We start from the raw sequence: 16,448 nt of genomic DNA, 5'->3' as shown, positions 1-16,448 counted from the left end.
GCTGTAAGTAGTTCACCCTGTAACACACCCCGCCCCGGCATTTTCGCCTGGCTTACCCGACTGACCAGACCGCGTTGCGGTCATCCGATTCGTTACCGCACGCCGGTTGCGAGGAACCCTTGGTTTGTTCATGTGAGCTATGCGACAAATTGCCCTATCCACTCTGATCAGCCTGTCTACCATCCCCGGTTCCGCCCTTGGCTGCTGGGACGCCGCAGGGCAACGCTACGGCGTATCTCCGCAGTTGCTGTACGCAATGGCGCAAATCGAGTCCAGCCTGAACCCATCGGCTGTCAATCGCAGCCACTTGCGACGCACCCGCAGCTACGACATCGGGCTCATGCAGATCAATAGTTCCAACCTCGACGGATTGTCCCGCTTCGGCATCAGGGAATCCGACCTGTATGACGCCTGCACCAATATCTACGTCGCGGCCTGGCTGCTGTCGCAGCAGTTTGCCCGCTACGGAGTGAGCTGGGAGGCAGTCGGCGCCTACAACGCCGCATGCACGCAGCTCAAGGGAGAGAACTGCCAACGAGCGCGCAGCGATTATGCGTGGCGCGTCTATCGCCGCCTGACCGGGCAGCCGGCATCCATCAAAGCCGGCAAGTCCATCAGTTCGGCCTCAAGCGCGCCCGCCGGCTCGATGCCGCACCCCGTCATTCTTGCCATACGGGTGTCCCCATGACTATCCGCTTACTCCCCGTTGTCAGCACGCTATGTGTCGTCTCCGGTGCCACTTTGCTGACCGCTTCCTGCAGCCTGCTGGCGTACCGCGATGCGCAACATGCGACGACGACCATACTTCAACACCAGAATCATGCCCGCCGCATCGCTCAGCTCGACTTTGGCCGCAATGCCTCCTATGGGGTTTGCATAGAGCCCGCTTGCCCAACCGTTACGCCTAAATCTCTGGCATCGACCATGCAAGCCCAGGCCCCGGGGGCGCAACCGGTCATGCTTACGGCGGCAAGCAACTCCGCGGCGCATCCATCCCCGGCCACTGGTCCCGCAACTGTCACAGATCGTTCGCCCAAGACGGAACGCCTGGTGCTTGCGTTTTCCTCGGGCGCGTCGCGTCTCGACGCAAATGCGAGGCATGCGCTTGACAAGATGCTTGCGACAGCGCGCAGGGCCGAGAAAATCACCATCATGGGTCGCACCGACAACGTCGGCTCATCCAAAGCGAATCACGCCATTGCCCTCGCCCGTGCCTTGCACGTGCGCGATTACCTGCGCAGCCGCATGAAAGACGTCGACAACATCATCGCGATCGACGCGAAAGGCGCGTGCTGCTTCCTGTCCACCAACGACACGCCCCACGGCCGGCAGGCGAACCGGCGTGTCGAGGTCGTTTTCACCTTTCAAGGCGGAACACCATCATGAAACCAAACGACCTCCTCCTTTCCAGTGCTAAGGCGACGGCGCCATCTTTTCCCGAGATGGGTTCGTCGCCGATGCCGACATCCCCGAAGAGCAAGAAGCGAGTCCGTCCCGGATGGCGAGCAACCATCGTGCGGCAGGACAGTTTCAAGCGGCTGCGGGACATTCAAAAATCCATGGTCGATCCTGCCCTGGACCTGTCCTATCTGAGCGACGCCTGTATTCAGATCGCGTTGGAGCAGGGAGCAGAAGAGATCGTGAAACGCGCCCTCGCGGACCTCAAACCGCATCTTCGCCAACCTTGACCTTCATTCACACAGAGGAGGAGTTTATGAACGCTGTTTCCGTCAACACGATCGCCACTTCCCGCAAAGGCATCACCGCAACGCTATTCGTGCTGCTGGTCGCCGGACTTTGCACGGCATTTCCGACCCACGCGCTGGACCTCGTCGCTTTCACCGGCATTACCGGTCCGATGACATCGGCGCTCGCCCAGCTTGCCGCGCTCGGTCCGTCCGTCAAGGCATTGGTCGGCTTTGTCGGCTTCGTCGTCGCACTGATCTCGCTGTCCGCGCTACGCAATTTCGGCCCGGTGCTGTTCTACGTCGGCGTGGCGATCTTCGCCGCGGTCGGCCTGGTCATCGCCGGCGCCATCATGGGTGCGGTGGTCTGAAGCCATTTCAATGCACTACCTAGGAGAGGACGGATGAAAGCAGACACCTATATTCCGCGCCGGCTGGACGACCAATGGAAGATCGGCTTTTGGGACGCCGACGTGGCCGCTCCCGTCCTCTTCTGCTTCTTCGTCGGCTACCTGTCCGGCTCGAAGCTGGCTTTCATGGTGGTCATGGCCATCGGCATCGCCACGAGCCGCTGGCTGTCCAGGATCAAAGCCGACAAGCACCCCGCGTTTGCCGTTCACTGGTTGTACTGGCACTTGCCCACCAACCCCATGACGGCGATGCGCGCGACGCCACCGTCGCACATTCGACGCATGATCGGTTAAGGACACCGGAGGAAATCGATGAATAACGATAAGTTTTCTAACGACATCCGGGACTTGCGTGGCCGAAACCGCAGCCTGGGCCTCGCGGTCGCCGGCCTCGTGTTCGCACTCATTCTCGCGCTGGCCATCATTCTGAAACAGCTCGGAAGCGAGCGTACGGTGGTGGTGCCGCCGTCGATCGACAAGAGCTTCTGGGTCACCAAGGATCGCGTCAGCAAGGAATACCTGGAGCAGATGGGCGCCTTTGTCGGATGGCTGATCCTCGACGTTTCTCCTGAGTCGATCGACTGGAAGAAAGACATCTTGCTGTCCTATGTCACGGCGGACCAGAGCGGCGCGATGAAGACCCGGCAAGACCTGGAAGCGGAGCGCCTAAAGCGCATGAACGCCAGCACATTCTTTGCGCCGAAACAGCTGGTCCCGAATGAAGATACCCAATCCATCGTGCTGGTAGGCCGCCTGCGCACGCAGGTCAACGGCCAGGACACGACCACCGACACCAAGTCCTACCTCGCCGAGTTTGCCTATCTGGGCGGGCGCGTGCACCTCAAAACCTTCAAGGAGATTCCCAATGTTCAGCAGACTCCAGCCCAGGCATTGGCTGTCGGCAGCAGCGCTACTCGCTAGTATGCCCGCGCTCGCACTGCAGGCGATCGAAGCGCGCGACGGCATGTCAGTGGAAGCGATCGTCTCGACCAAGGAGGCGACACGCATTCGGCTCGAAGGAACGCCGATCACCGACGTCTTCGGCAACATCTATTCGAGCAATTGCGCTGCGGCGCCCGCAGCTGCCGGCGCGCCAACGCCGGCGTCGCCAGCAGTCAATCCGACCGGCGAGATCGTGCTGGAATGCGACCGTGACAAGGGTGAGGTGTACGTGCGACCGGTAGGGAATTCCGCCAAGCCGATTAACCTGTTCGTTTCCTCCGCCAACGCCACCTATACCTTGCTGCTGCGCAAAAGCGACGTGCCGGCGGACACGATCGTTATCCGCGACAAAACGCCGCGCCAGGCGAAGGCCGAAGGTGTCCTGCAAGTGCCGGCGGGTCGCTCATCGAGTCATATCCGGTCACTGAAGGCGATGCTGATCGCGATGGCGTCTGATCGCGTGCCCACCGATCTGCGCGTCGATGAAGTCAATATCCCGCGTGCGCTGTGGGCGGAAGCGAAGTTCACGTTGCTGCGCGTGATCGAGGGGCGCGGACTGATCGGCGAGAAGTACCTGCTGACCAATGTGAGCAATGCAACGATGGTGCTGGCTGAACAGGAATTCGATCGCGAGGAAGGCAATGTGCTGGCCGTCTCGATTGACAACCTGAATCTGCGTCCAGGCGAAAGCACCAACGTCTACGTGATCCGGATGGGGAGCTGATGATGGCAATTCCCTCATCATTGAAATCAGCGCTCGACAAACTTTCGCCCAAGCAGCGCCAATTCGCGATGCTCGGGTCGATCATGACGGTCGGTATCAGCGCACTGTGGGCAGTCTTCGCGCTGACTGATCACCGCTCCAAGACGACGGCAATAGCCAGTAGCAGCGTTCTGCCTGCAACCGTGACCAATATCGGCGTGATGGCCGGCGGCCAGCAGGTCAATCCGGTTGACCAATGGGTCGGCACGGCAGGCAAGAAACTCGCGCAATACGACGCCGACAAGCAGGAACAGACGAAGATCAACGCCGATCGCAAAGCGTTCGAAGACAACATCCTGCGCCGTTTTGCCGAATTCGAACAAAAGCAAACCGCCGCATCGCAAGCAACCAACAGCAGCTCGTCACTGGGAACGCCTTCAGGAACGCCGGCTGGCGGCATGCGCTCCGCGCCGGTCGCGCCGCCCGCCAACTATCCGCCGGCAGCAGCCTTATCCGGCCAGGGCCTGCCGCCGCAGCCGCCTACTCCGCGCGGCGCGACAACGGCAGGCATGCCGGCTGGCGTACCCGGCAACGCAGCGTCGGCGTTCGATGTTCCTGTGCTGGTGCGCGTTGCCGTCGGCACTGCCGCCAAACCGGCACCGGCTCCAGGCGCATCTACGGGCGCGACCAATAAGGACGGCGACACGAAGTCCGGCACCGTCGACACCTACCTGCCGGTCAGTTTCACCCGCGGCATCCTGCTGGGTGGCCTGGATGCGCCAACTGGGGGCCAGTCTCAGTCGAACCCGCATCCGGTCTTAATTCGCCTGGCCGACAACGCCGTGTTGCCGAACCGGTTCCGTTCCGACGTGAAAGAGTGCTTTGTCATCGCGGCAGGCTATGGCGATATCAGTTCGGAACGCGCGTATCTGCGCACCGAAAACCTGTCTTGCGTACGCAATGACGGATCGACATTGGAGGTCAAGATCCAGGGCAGCGTGTATGGCGAAGACGGCAAGGTTGGTATGCGCGGCCGCCTGGTCACCAAGCAAGGCCAGATGCTGGCCAATGCGCTCACCGCCGGCATCGTGAGCGGGATCGGGCAGGGTTTTTACCAGGCCGGCACGACTGTCTCCACCTCCACCTTCGGGACGGTTGCCACCACCGAAGGCGGCACGCGCGAGCAGATCGAGCGCGGCATCGGCGCCGGCGTCGGCCGCGCCATGGATCGCCTGGCCCAGTACTACATCCGCCTTGCCGAGCAATCCTTCCCGGTGATCGAAATCGACGCTGGCCGTCAGGTCGATGTCGTGATTACCAAGGGCGTGCGCATCGATTCCGGCGAGTCGAACAGGAACCGCCCCACCTCGCTCGCGCAGCGCGACGCCCAACACGAAGACAGCTATGGAAGGAATGGCAACGATGATGACTATTAATTACGTCGCTGTCGCGCTGGCTGCAGCCGTCGCCACCACAACTGCATGGGCGACGCCCGACGAGGAGCATGTGCTGGCCTCGCTGAAAAAAGCGCATCCGAATACCCGCTTTACCAGCGTGTCGCGTACCCCGATTGCCGGGCTGTACGAGGTCTGGATGGGGTCGAATGTCGCATTCGTCTCCGGCAGGAATACCCGATACATCCTGTTTGGCCGCCTGTTCGACACCGTGGCAATGCAAGACCTTACCGCCCCCAAGCTCGCCAGCTCAGACGTGCAGCACACGCAGGAGGCCGATGGTGATGGGCAGAAGATCTTTATTGAGCAACTGCCGTTGGCAGACGCGCTCAAGACGGTCAAGGGCGCCGGCGAGCGTCAGTTGGTGGTGTTTTCTGATCCATCCTGCGGCTACTGCAAGCGCCTGGAGCCCGAGCTCGACCGCCTGGACAACGTCACGCTCTACACCTTCCTGGTGCCGTTCCAGGGCAGCGCACAACCAGTCGCGATCTGGTGTGCAGCCGACCGCGGCAAAGCCTGGCGCCAGGTCATGCTGGCCGGCGACACCTCCCTGCTCAATCCCGATCCACATTGCGCGAATCCGATTGAGCGCAACCTGCTGCTGGCCCAGCGTCTGAAAGTGCGCGGCACGCCGACCATGGTCTTTGCCGATGGCCGGCGCTTCGATGGCTATACCAACGCAGCGGAAATCGCATCCCGGTTGTCGGCAGCCGCGAAACAGGCGAACGGTGCGGCGACCTCACCAAAGGAGAAGCTGTAATGAAACTTTTGACGATGCGCGTAGTGCGTAACGCTCACTTTGCGATCTCAATGGCAGCGGCCTTCACGCTTGCCGGCTGCGCCAACATGTCGGGTCTGGGCGGTTCGTCCGAATACGGTTGCAAGGCGCCCGAGGGCGTGAAATGCGATTCCGTTTCCGGAAATTACACCAACGCGCTCCGGAACAACCTGCCGAGCCAGCGGCAAGGCCGGCAAAACCATTCCTCCGACGGCGCTACACAACCGGCGCTAACCGCCGCGCGGATAACCCCGGCCATAGCTCCAAGCATTCCCGCCGCAGACTTTACGCCGCAAGCGCTACGGGCACAGCCGCGCGTGTTGCGTCTGTGGGTCAAGCCGTGGGAAGACCTCGACCACGACCTGAACGACCAAAGCTACGTCTATGTTCAAACTGACAACGGTCATTGGTTACTCGACCACGCGCAGCGGCGCATTCGTGATGCCTATGCGCCGATCAGACCACCCGCCCCACGACCGGCGTCCACGGTCCAGTCCGATACCCAATCACCGGTGCTGCGGCCATCCACGGCCGGCGACTCGGCAGGCACTCCGCTTGCCCGCGCGATTGACTCCCTTCGCGAGCGCGCGCCAGCCGAGGACGACAAGTAACCATCCAATCGCCTGGAACTCAATTGGAGACATTCATGTTCAACGCCTTGCGCATCCATTCACTATTGGAAGGCAGCTCGTCCGCCCTGCAGGAGGGCATCGGCAGCCTTTTTGGTCTTGCCCGCCCTGATGAATCACCTGCGGATCAATTCGCCAGCTGGCTGCCGTATTCTGCCTACATCCCGGATGAGCGGATTTTTGTGAATCGCGACAACATCGGATTCATGCTGGAGCTGATGCCCCAGTCCGGCGCCGACGATCAGATGGTCGAAGTGCTGATCTCGCTGTACGTGTCCTGCCCGAAGGGATGCGGCATCCAATTTCACCTGTTCGCATCCCCACATGTACGCGAGCAATTGCGCCGCTACGCGAACCTGCGCATGGAGGATGAGGATCAAGCCGACAAGGCCAAGCGCCACGGCAGGCCGGCACGCAACGACAACCTGTTCCGCAACCTGGCGCGGCAACGAGTCGCCCATCTGCTACGGGGCGCGCAAAAGTCACTGACGACGGGGTTTCATTTCACGATCCGCGACTTTCGTCTGATGATGAGCGTCGCGTTTCCGGCGAGCGCAGATGATCTGAACAAACGCGAGGAACTGATGGCGTTGCGCGAGTCGATGGCAAGCACGCTGAAATCGGCTTCGCTGCCCAACCGTGTATGCGACGCGTCCGACCTGATCAACTGGTGCGCGCTGTTCACCAATCCGGACCGGATTTGTAACACCGATGCGCCCGACCTGCACTATGACGACGGCCGCGAGATCCGGGATCAGATCGTCGACTTCGACACCATCCAGGACGCCACGCCACAAGGCCTGCAGCTGTTCAAGGAAGGTAATCCCAACATCCTCGAAGCCAGGTTTTATTCGATCAAGTCGTTCCCGGAACGCTTCGCATTGTGGCAGATGGGGGCACTGATCGGCGACCTGATGCAGCCGGCATTGCAGTACAGCGCACCGTTCCTGTTGACCATGGGCGTGCACATCCTGGACACCAACACCACCAGAACGGCGGTCACTGCCAATCACGTCCGTGCCACGCAAAATGCGCAGAGCAAGATGGCCGCTGTGATGCCCGATGTCGGCAAGAAACTGAAAGACTGGAACGCTGCGGCCGACGCGATGGATGTCGGCGGCGCGCTGGTCAGCATGTACCACCAGCTGGCGATCTTCACGCCGCCGGCGAAAGCCGCGTCCGCGACGGAAACCGCCAATGCAATCTGGCGCTCGCGCGGTTTTGAGCTCAATGCCGACGTGTACCAGCACCGCCAGGCGCTCCTCGCCTGCCTGCCGATGACGCTCTCGGAAAACCTCCATGCCGACCTGAAGAAAATGCGCCGCGTGACGCGCAAGACGATGGCCAACGCGATTCATTTAGCGCCCTTGGTGGCCGAATGGCGCGGCACCCGTACACCGACTCTCGTGTTCGGCGGCCGCCGCGGCCAGTTGATGACCCTGGACCTGTACGACAACGACCTCGGCAACTACAACTTCGCGGTGGTCGGCGCGCCCGGCTCCGGCAAATCCGTGCTGTTGAACGAAATGGCATGGTCGTACCGCGCGATTGGCGCCAAGGTGTGGATGCTCGACCTGGGGCGCTCGTTTGAAAAGCTCTGCCGCAAAGCCAAGGGCACCTATATCGAATTCCGTCCCGATACGGATATTTGCCTCAATCCCTACTCGTCGGTAGTGGATATCAACGAAGACATCGACATGCTGGTGCCCGCCATTTCCAAAATGGCATCGATGCAGCATCGTTTGGAAGAGGTGCAGTACAAGGCCATCTCGGCGATGACGTTGAAACTCTTCCGTGAATACGGCCAGGATCTGACGATCACGGGACTGCGCGACGCGTTCAAGAGCGGCACGATCGAAGAGTTGGGTCTGATCAACGATTCGCGCATCCGCGATCTGGCCGTGATGCTCAATCCCTATGCCAAGGGCGGGCAGTACGCGCGCTTCTTTGAGGGGCGCAGCAACATCGACTTTTCCAACGACTTCATCGTCATTGAAAACGAGGAATTGAAACGCAAGCCCGACCTGCATGCGGTCGTCAACATCCTGTTGATGTACCAGATCACCGGCGAGATGTATCTGACACGCAACCGCAAGAAAGTCTTCTTCATCGACGAGTTGAAGCAGCAGCTCGGCGACATCGGCGCCGACGACCCGGTCAAGGCCGCGGTGGTTGAGGAAGCCGCGCGCCGCGCACGCAAGTATGGCGGGGCGCTCGGCACCGCGACCCAGAGCGCCGACGACTACTACGGCTCGGCGCAGATGGAGGCGGCATTCAACTGCTCCGACTGGGTATTCCTGATGCGGCAAAAGAAGGAATCGATCGAAATGCTCGACCGCAAGGGGCGGCTCACGATGGACGAATCGAAAAAGCGCCTGCTGCACTCGCTGCGCACCGAACCAGGGGCGTTTTCCGAACTGTACATCTCGTCGCCGGTCGGCGAAGGTGTCGCGCGCCTGGTGCTCGATCCGGCCACGCACCTGCTGTTCTCGAACAAGCTCGAAGACAACGAGCCGATCGACCAGTTGCGCGCCCAGGGCCTCAGTATCGACGAGGCGATCAAGGAAGTGCTGCGCCGCCGGGGATATGAATCATGAGGCCGTTCATTGCCAATCTGACTTTCACGATCGTTGTCGTCGCCATTGCGCTTGTGCTCTATGACCGTCTCATCTTCCGCCCGTCGCAGCAAGTCGGCGTGGTCGATATCGGCGAAGTGTACCGCGCCAAGGAAGCCCAGTTCGCACAGCTATTGACCCACGGCGGCACCGACGATGAGCGCCAACAAGCCATGACGCTTGCCAAACAGTTCGCGCAACGTCTGCCGGTGGCGCTGGATGAGCTGCCGCGCGACTGCAACTGCCTGGTCGTCGTGAAAGCCACGGTAGTCGGCAGCCGGCCGAACGTGGTGGACCTGACCCCACTGTTGAAAAAAAAGGTCGACCTATGATGACCATAGCCACCAACACGCCCGATACATCGCCGTCCCTAGCCAGCTGGGTGGCACGCCGCACTACCGGCCTGTGCGACTTCTGGCGCCACGTCCGGCGCCGCTGGCTCGTGTACCTGGCGCTGCTGGCAATCTGGAGTCTCGCGTTCGTGCGCGTCTTTATCGATCCGACGCCACGCCTGCCGGTGCTATTCAATGTGACGCCGAGCCTGCCCTACACGGTCGCAGTCGTTCAACACGGCCATACGCGCTTCAAGCGCGGCGATTTCATCGTGTTTTCATTCGCAGGCGAAGCGCAGCAGCACTACCCGGGCCTCAAAAATCAGCCGTTTTTCAAGGTAATCCGCGGCGTCGCAGGCGATCGCATCACCGTGCACGACCGACATATCTATCTGAATGGCATGGAGATGGGATGGGCCAAGACACACAGTGTCGCCGGGCGTGCGCTGGCACCGATTCCTGAGATGGTGATCCCGCCCGGTCATTACTACGTGCAAGGAACCAGCCCCGACAGTTTCGATTCGCGTTACCAGGCCAGCGGCCTGGTACGGGCGGACCAGATCGTCGCGATCGTCAAACCACTCTTTTAAGGGGTAAATCCCATGAAACATGCGATGGCTGTTGTTCTTGCGTGTGCCACTCATGTCGCGCTGGCGCAGCAACCCGACTACCGGGTCGACATCCCGATGGACGTGTATCTGGACGCGCTCGCCCACATTTCACCGGCGGCACGCGATGGCGCGCAATCCTATCTGCAGGCGTTTCGCCGCCGCTGCGGCCGGGAATTGACGACACGCGAACTGCGGCGCGCCGTGGCAGACGGCGATGGCGATCCGGTGCTGATGGGGATGATCCGCGCGTCCTATCAACAGGATAGCGGAACACGACGCGTGCTCGAATCCTCCATTTCCTGCTCGCCGCGCGGATAAGCAATGGCAGCCCATCACACCTTGCTGGCCGCCCTGCTCGTCGCCTGCTGTATCGGCGGTCGCGCGGAAAATCTGGGCAATATCGGCCCGGTCTATCCGATCGGCGAACAACACTTTCTGGAAATGATCAGCCAGCGCCTGCGTGACAAGGAACGCAGCGGCGAGCTGCGTCGCCTGGAACAGCAGGCGCGCATGCGGGGCATTGATGCGGTCGTCCACCCGAGACCGCTGTCCGGTCTCCAGCCTGGTGACACCGCGCGCACGTTCTACTACGACCCGACCTTTGTGCTAGACCGCAATATCTTTGATGACAAGGGGCACTTGTTGTTTGCCGCCGGTACGCGCAAGAACCCATTGGAGGTGGTGTCGATGTCAAAGCATCTGCTGTTCTTTGATGGCCGTGACCAGCGCCAGGTGGAGCGTGCCCGCGCGTTGATCGACCACTATCATGGCCGGGTGAAACCGATCCTGGTCGGCGGCTCCTATCTCGACCTGATGAAATCCTGGCGGATACCGGTCTATTACGACCAGCAAGGCTTGCTGACGAAGCGCTTCAAGATCACGCAAGTGCCCGCGATCGTGTCACAGGAAGGCTTGCGCCTTCGCATCGACGAGCTGGTGCTCTGATGAGACGGCGCCTTCTTACCCTCATCCTGGCGCTGGCCAGCCTTAGTCTTTCATTCACGGCCCAGGGCGCCGGCATGGCTACCTGCACCGGCAAGTTCCCGAACCCGATCACCGACATCTGCTGGAGTTGCATTCTGCCCATTTCCATCGGCGGCGCGACGGTTGCGAATTACGGCGGGCAAGAAGACATTCCCAATCCGACTAGCCCGCTCTGCAGCTGCGGGGTGAACCCGACCATTGGGCTGTCAATCGGCTTTTGGGAGCCGGCCCGCCACGTGGAAGCGGTCCGCAAGCCGTTTTGCCTGACTTCGCTGGGCGGCGTGAACCTCGATCCGGGCATCCCTGCGCCGGAAGGTGCGCGTTTCACGCGTTCCGAGGGCGACGGCGACCAGAACAGCTTCTACCAAGCGCACTTCTATGTGAATCCCGTGATGTACTGGCTGGAGGTGGTGGCGGATTTTCCGTGCCTGGAGCACGGTTCCTTTGATCTGGCCTACCTGACCGAAGTCGACCCGCTGTGGAACGACGATGAGCTGACATTGATCCTGAATCCGGACGCCGTGCTGTTCGCCAATCCAATCGCAGTGGCGGCCTGTGCCGCCGATTGTGTCGCGGCATCAGTCGGCTTCGGACTCAACGAATTGTTCTGGTGCGCGGGATGCCAGGGCAGCATTTATCCGCTCGACGGCCAGTCGGCCGTGCATATGGGCGGCGTACGCACCTCGGCGCTGATGGCGCAACGGCTCACCGCCAAGATGCATCGCGAGTTGCTCGCGTGGGGCTGGCACGGCCAGGCAGGATTATGCGGTCCGTACTTCCTGCCTGTGATGGACAAAACCGCCTATAAGACCCAGCTGACGTATCCGATCCCGAACACCGACAAGGAGAACGGCAAATGCTGCCAGCCATTCGGCCGCACGACCGTGATATGGGGCGCCGGCAAGGAATATCCGGTGCAGGGGGAAGACTTCGCTTATATGCTCTTCAGAAAAAGGAATTGCTGTGTTGGCTTTTAACTTCCTCTCCCGCCGGATCCACGCGGCGATCACGTCCGTCGTCTTGTTTGCGGCAACGGGCGGCCTGTCAGTCTCATGGGCGCAAGCCGCCCCCTCCATCACTGATGCCGACATCGAACGCGCCCGGCGCAGCCAGCCAACCATTTCGGATAAGGAGATCGAGCGCGCCCGGAACAGGTATCGGACACCGAGCGATCTCGAATTGAGCCGCGTGCCAATTCCATCCGCTCCCAACCTCGATGCCTTGCCACAACCGAAAACATCGCACCCCATCGACCTGGAAGCCTTGGCCAAAGGCTATGAAGCCAATGCCGATCGAATTGCCGCCGCCCAGTCTCTCCATTCCGGCCCGGCGCTGATGGTCTTCATCAGCTTCTCGATGCCGCAACCGACGCTGCAGCGCCTGGTCGACCAGGCCGCAAAAGCCCAGGCAGCACTGGTGATCCGGGGACTCGTCAACGGGTCGCTGCGGGATACCGTCGTGCGTGCGCAGCAACTGATCGGCGAAAGAAAGGTGGCGTTTCAGGTCGATCCGCAAGCGTTCGACCGCTTTGCCGTCACCGTCACCCCGACCTTCGTCTTGGTGCGCGACGGCGCGCAAAGTTCTCCATGTAACGCCGGCCTGTGCTATGCATCGGACGCATTTGTCGCAACGGCGGGCGACGTGAGCCTGGACTACGCACTGGAGTATGTCGAGCGCCGCTCGCCGCGCTTCGCCAGGGATGCGCAGCGCTTCCTCAAGAAGCTCAGGGGCTAACCATGCGCAAGGCGATCACCACGCTCACCCTGTTCTGTTTCACCTGGACACAGACAGCTGCGATGGCCGCGCCACACGATGAAGGCGTAGTGGCCGGTACCGCCGCCAACCCCGCCATTCGCGGCAGCGTGAACCAGACCAGCGCGTCCACCGTGGTCCCCGGGTATACGGCCACACCGCCGGAAACCGCATATTACGGCCAGGCCAATCTATCGGCCCAAGCCAATGCGCGCCTCGTCAACTGCACCCTCGCGCCCCATGACCCGGTATGCGAGGCGCAGCGCAACGCCGTCGCATCCGCCAATACCCCGCGGCCTGCCGTGACCGCATACGATCCGAATGTCGTCACCGCAAAGAGTATTGCGCGCAATCCTTCGCTCGCGCTCGGCAGCCTCGCCTCCTATTATTCCGACTGCGTCACTAATGACGTGAACACCCCCGCGACGATGCAGCCGCGCCTGTGCCATCGCTATGCGGGCGTCGGCAATTTCCAGTGCGCGCGCAGTTTGACGGTGGGCGTTGCGCGGTCGACGAGCTGCAATGTCGGCGACTGGTTCGCTCACGCCGGATCGGGCAATACAGGTTTGGACGTGCAATGCCTGCCCGACCGCGCCGACAGCGCGCAGCATTTTCGGGTGACCAACTCGGGCAATCCACTGGCCACCTTCAATGTCGATCTGGCGGCGCCGCGGGTATTCCCGCAAGCCGTCGTCGATCTCGGCCTGGCTATCGGCGATGCCAGTCCTCAAGGTACTCCCGCCCATTACCGGGTATGGGTGGTCGACAACGCCTGCAGCACATCGGCCTGCGCCGTCACGGCCCTGCTCGCTCCGGATCATGCCGACGTATGCACAGGCGGAGATTCCGGGACCTGCACGTCGGTTGAACCATTTAGTAAGGTGTATGCCGCCTGTGGCGCAGGACAAACTAGCGGCGGCAATATCGTGTCCTCAGGTACTCCATGCGCCGGTTGCGATCCCGTCGTGTCGACGCTGGACGAAAGCCTTTGCTATACCCCGTCGGCCTCGCCAACCGCGTACACCGGCACTTCAGTCAGTACACCGTCAGCCGCCTATTGGGCGCCGGTCGGGGCGCGGCCCGTCGTCGGCTGGCAAATCAATCCCGCCTTTCCGATGGCGATCCCGCAAATGACGCTGAATTACACCAAGCCCGTTACCAGTTTTACGGAGACCGACCGGTGGGACGACCAGTGTCCGGTGCTGGCCTCCGGTTCGCGCTGCACCCTGACGACCGCCGATGTCTGCGTCGATGGTCCTGCCACCAAGACCATCGACGGCAAAGACGTCACGCGCGCTTGCTGGCAATACAACCGCACCTTCTCCTGCGCCGCCGGTGCGCCGGTCGATGAATGCGCTCCGTTGGCGGCAGCAGGCTGCACACCGACCACCTCCACCTGCCGGCAAACGAACGGGGCAACCGGCGCATGCGAAGTGTTCGAGGACACGTACCAGTGTCCCGTGCCGGCGCAGACCACCACCGTGGCAAGCAATTGCCCGAATGATGTCTTTTGTCTGGGGGCGAGCTGTTTTAATAAAGCGTACACCAACGACGCCGACTTCGCCCGCTCCATGTCGTTCATGGAAGCGGCCCGCGAAGCGGGCGTCTATCTGGACACGGACCGCATGCAAGTCTTCAAAGGCGAGCGCAATACCTGCCGTGACCGGCTCCTGACAAACTGCTGTTATTCGGATAGCGCCGGCGCTGGCATGACCAACCAGTCGCTGTTGGGCGCCGGGTCGCGCCTGGTGTACGACATCCTAATGAACTCGGACAACCGCGAATTCATCACCCAGGGCATCACTGCCATGCTGACGTCCGGCGGCTATAGCGGCAGTTTTACCTCCTATGGCGTGACGGTCGCGGTCAACGGCACGGCATTGCCGGCAGGCTCGGTCACGCTGGCGACGACCGACAGCCTGGCGATCGCATTCGATCCCTGGTCACTGGCCGTGTCGGTCGTGTTCTATGTCGCGATGTCGATGACGTCGTGCAATGAAGAAGAAGGAAAACTCGCGATGAAGGAAGGCGCGCACCTGTGTCATACCGTCGGCAGCTGGTGCTCGTCGTGCATCACGGTGTTCGGCAGTTGCATTTCCTGCATCGAGCACACCACCTCGAAATGCTGCTTCAACTCGGTCCTGTCCCGCATCGTCAATGAACAAGGACGCGCCCAGGTCGGCAAGGGCTGGGGCAGTGACCAGAATCCGGACTGTTCGGGATTTACCATCGCCCAGCTGCAATCCCTCGACTTTGGCGCGATGGACTTGACCGAGTTCTACGCCTCCATCGTGCCCACCATGCCGAACGTCGGCAATATCCAGTCCACCAATGCGGCACGGCTCTCCAATTGCTACTACGGGAAAGGAAAGTGCTGGTAAATAACCCGGATGAAAACCCAGGCTTTATGGTGAAACATGAACATTTCTACTCATATTCCCCACATCAGGCGTATTTACAGCCGCCATTGGCAGGACGGCGGTCCCGCCAATCCGGGCAAGGTTCCGACTTGCATTCAAGTCGCTGTGCGCCCGGAGACCACAGTGTTCACACACAAAACGGTGCTTGGCGCGCTTCCCAAGTTCGCCGCAGCAAGAGCAGGTCTGGCTCGTGTAAGCCGGGCTCACATACTCGACCTCAATCCCTTCTGCCTTTGCCTTGTACTCCACAAATGTCTGCAACTGCCGGAAGGCCCAGCGATGCAACCTGCCGCGCACGCGTTTGCCACCCTTGATACGGTCACGGATGTGCGTCAGGTCCTCCATCAAAATCTTGGCAACGCCGGCCTTCATGGCTTCCGCGACGATAGCCTTGCTCGTTTCGTGATTAACGTGCTTCACGCGTCGTGCCTCCTTGCCAGAGACCTGTCGGAGCGTCTGTTTCGCGCTCTGGCTGCCATTGGACTGGAGACGGCGGCGCAGGGCAAGGTGGCGGTCGCGCCAGTCGCGAAGTTGCTCGCCGCCAAAGACCTTGCCCGTGCTGGTGGCAGCGAGATTGTTTTCCCCGACATCCACGCCCATCACCAAGCCGGATGCGTCTTGTTTCTTGTCGCCGGATTCGACGACAAGGTTAAAGAACCATTTGCCCCTGCAGAAGACGAGTTCGGCTTCCTTGGGCTTCCCGGATCCGACGATTCGTCGCTGATGGTCGCCGAGTATCATGGGCACAACAATGCGGCCATTCAGTGTGTTCAGCGAAACGGTGTCACCTTTAAGCGAGTAGGTGCGCTTGTCGTAATGCACGCTGGCGCGGTTGAAGCGGATTACGGGAACCATGTCGTCTTTTCTGATGCGCCCCCGTTCCATTTGTGCCTTATATGCTTTGCACACAGAATAGATGGCGTTGCAGCACATCTGGCTGCCAAGGGGCGTCGTCTCGCGCAACATCGTGTAGGCACGCTGGTGCAAGGCGACGCGATTCCACAGGCGATTCTCGCGCACTACCGGCACCAAGCGGTTGCAGGCATCGGCATAGGCCGCGCGCACAGCAAAAAGCGCCGCTGCCTGAATGGGCATGATGTTCAATCGAATCGATGCCGTGCGTATCATGGACT

Annotated in this window: 19 protein-coding genes; 18 read left to right on the top strand and 1 reads right to left on the bottom strand. The window is 61.2% G+C overall.

Features of this window, described 5'->3' with window-relative positions; translation table 11 throughout:
• Positions 1-139 precede the first annotated feature (139 nt).
• Genes E6W33_RS07180 through traN form a run of 18 tightly spaced genes read left to right on the top strand, consistent with a single transcriptional unit; the run spans position 140 to position 15,276 of the window.
• A complete protein-coding gene (locus tag E6W33_RS07180) occupies positions 140-688 on the top strand; it encodes a lytic transglycosylase domain-containing protein (protein ID WP_136415892.1) in 549 nt (182 codons plus the stop codon).
• The gene (locus tag E6W33_RS07175) at positions 685-1,386 is read left to right on the top strand and encodes an OmpA family protein (protein ID WP_136415890.1); all 702 of its coding nucleotides are present in this window, start codon (positions 685-687) and stop codon (positions 1,384-1,386) included. The genes E6W33_RS07180 and E6W33_RS07175 overlap by 4 nt, the downstream gene beginning before the upstream one ends.
• Entirely contained in the window at positions 1,383-1,688 is a 306-nt protein-coding gene (locus E6W33_RS07170; protein ID WP_136415888.1) for a hypothetical protein, read from the top strand. Before E6W33_RS07175 ends, E6W33_RS07170 begins: the two co-directional genes overlap by 4 nt.
• A gap of 26 nt (positions 1,689-1,714) precedes the next feature.
• The gene (locus tag E6W33_RS07165) at positions 1,715-2,056 is read left to right on the top strand and encodes a hypothetical protein (RefSeq protein ID WP_247869562.1); all 342 of its coding nucleotides are present in this window, start codon (positions 1,715-1,717) and stop codon (positions 2,054-2,056) included.
• Positions 2,057-2,089: 33 nt separating this feature from the next.
• Positions 2,090-2,389: a type IV conjugative transfer system protein TraL gene (traL, locus tag E6W33_RS07160; RefSeq protein ID WP_136415886.1), complete on the top strand. Its 300-nt coding sequence runs from the start codon at positions 2,090-2,092 to the stop codon at positions 2,387-2,389.
• 18 nt (positions 2,390-2,407) lie between these two features.
• The gene (gene traE / locus E6W33_RS07155; RefSeq protein ID WP_136415884.1) at positions 2,408-3,016 is read left to right on the top strand and encodes a type IV conjugative transfer system protein TraE; all 609 of its coding nucleotides are present in this window, start codon (positions 2,408-2,410) and stop codon (positions 3,014-3,016) included.
• Positions 2,961-3,761 carry a type-F conjugative transfer system secretin TraK gene (locus tag E6W33_RS07150; RefSeq protein WP_136415872.1) on the top strand — a complete coding sequence of 267 codons (801 nt, stop codon included), beginning with the start codon at positions 2,961-2,963 and terminating at the stop codon, positions 3,759-3,761. The genes traE and E6W33_RS07150 overlap by 56 nt, the downstream gene beginning before the upstream one ends.
• A complete protein-coding gene (locus E6W33_RS07145) occupies positions 3,761-5,176 on the top strand; it encodes a TrbI/VirB10 family protein (RefSeq protein ID WP_136415870.1) in 1,416 nt (471 codons plus the stop codon). The genes E6W33_RS07150 and E6W33_RS07145 overlap by 1 nt, the downstream gene beginning before the upstream one ends.
• Positions 5,163-5,954, top strand: coding sequence for a DsbC family protein (locus E6W33_RS07140; RefSeq protein ID WP_247869561.1), 792 nt, complete (start codon positions 5,163-5,165; stop codon positions 5,952-5,954). Before E6W33_RS07145 ends, E6W33_RS07140 begins: the two co-directional genes overlap by 14 nt.
• Positions 5,954-6,583, top strand: a complete 630-nt coding sequence (locus E6W33_RS07135) for a TraV family lipoprotein (protein WP_247869560.1) — start codon at positions 5,954-5,956, stop codon at positions 6,581-6,583. Before E6W33_RS07140 ends, E6W33_RS07135 begins: the two co-directional genes overlap by 1 nt.
• A gap of 35 nt (positions 6,584-6,618) precedes the next feature.
• Positions 6,619-9,198, top strand: a complete 2,580-nt coding sequence (traC, locus tag E6W33_RS07130; protein WP_136415866.1) for a type IV secretion system protein TraC — start codon at positions 6,619-6,621, stop codon at positions 9,196-9,198.
• A complete protein-coding gene (locus E6W33_RS07125) occupies positions 9,195-9,548 on the top strand; it encodes a hypothetical protein (protein ID WP_136415864.1) in 354 nt (117 codons plus the stop codon). The genes traC and E6W33_RS07125 overlap by 4 nt, the downstream gene beginning before the upstream one ends.
• Entirely contained in the window at positions 9,545-10,138 is a 594-nt protein-coding gene (gene traF / locus E6W33_RS07120; protein ID WP_247869559.1) for a conjugative transfer signal peptidase TraF, read from the top strand. The genes E6W33_RS07125 and traF overlap by 4 nt, the downstream gene beginning before the upstream one ends.
• A 24-nt stretch (positions 10,139-10,162) precedes the next feature.
• A complete protein-coding gene (locus E6W33_RS07115) occupies positions 10,163-10,477 on the top strand; it encodes a hypothetical protein (RefSeq protein ID WP_136415862.1) in 315 nt (104 codons plus the stop codon).
• 3 nt (positions 10,478-10,480) lie between these two features.
• Positions 10,481-11,104, top strand: a complete 624-nt coding sequence (traW, locus tag E6W33_RS07110) for a type-F conjugative transfer system protein TraW (protein WP_136415859.1) — start codon at positions 10,481-10,483, stop codon at positions 11,102-11,104.
• The gene (traU, locus tag E6W33_RS07105; protein WP_136415857.1) at positions 11,104-12,120 is read left to right on the top strand and encodes a conjugal transfer pilus assembly protein TraU; all 1,017 of its coding nucleotides are present in this window, start codon (positions 11,104-11,106) and stop codon (positions 12,118-12,120) included. The genes traW and traU overlap by 1 nt, the downstream gene beginning before the upstream one ends.
• Positions 12,107-12,877: a type-F conjugative transfer system pilin assembly protein TrbC gene (gene trbC / locus E6W33_RS07100; protein WP_247869558.1), complete on the top strand. Its 771-nt coding sequence runs from the start codon at positions 12,107-12,109 to the stop codon at positions 12,875-12,877. The genes traU and trbC overlap by 14 nt, the downstream gene beginning before the upstream one ends.
• Positions 12,878-12,879: 2 nt before the next feature.
• On the top strand, positions 12,880-15,276 hold the full coding sequence (gene traN, locus E6W33_RS07095; RefSeq protein WP_136415855.1) for a type-F conjugative transfer system mating-pair stabilization protein TraN: 2,397 nt from the start codon (positions 12,880-12,882) through the stop codon (positions 15,274-15,276).
• 24 nt (positions 15,277-15,300) lie between these two features.
• Here the strand turns inward: traN and E6W33_RS07090 are convergent, their stop codons facing one another.
• Positions 15,301-16,443, bottom strand: a complete 1,143-nt coding sequence (locus E6W33_RS07090) for an RNA-guided endonuclease TnpB family protein (protein WP_136415853.1) — start codon at positions 16,441-16,443, stop codon at positions 15,301-15,303.
• Positions 16,444-16,448 lie beyond the last annotated feature (5 nt).

Origin of the sequence: Herbaspirillum sp. ST 5-3 (assembly GCF_004804275.1) — a bacterium.
In the GTDB taxonomy this organism is placed as follows: Bacteria; Pseudomonadota; Gammaproteobacteria; order Burkholderiales; family Burkholderiaceae_D; genus Noviherbaspirillum.
This window is presented reverse-complemented; position numbering and strand designations above follow the sequence as displayed.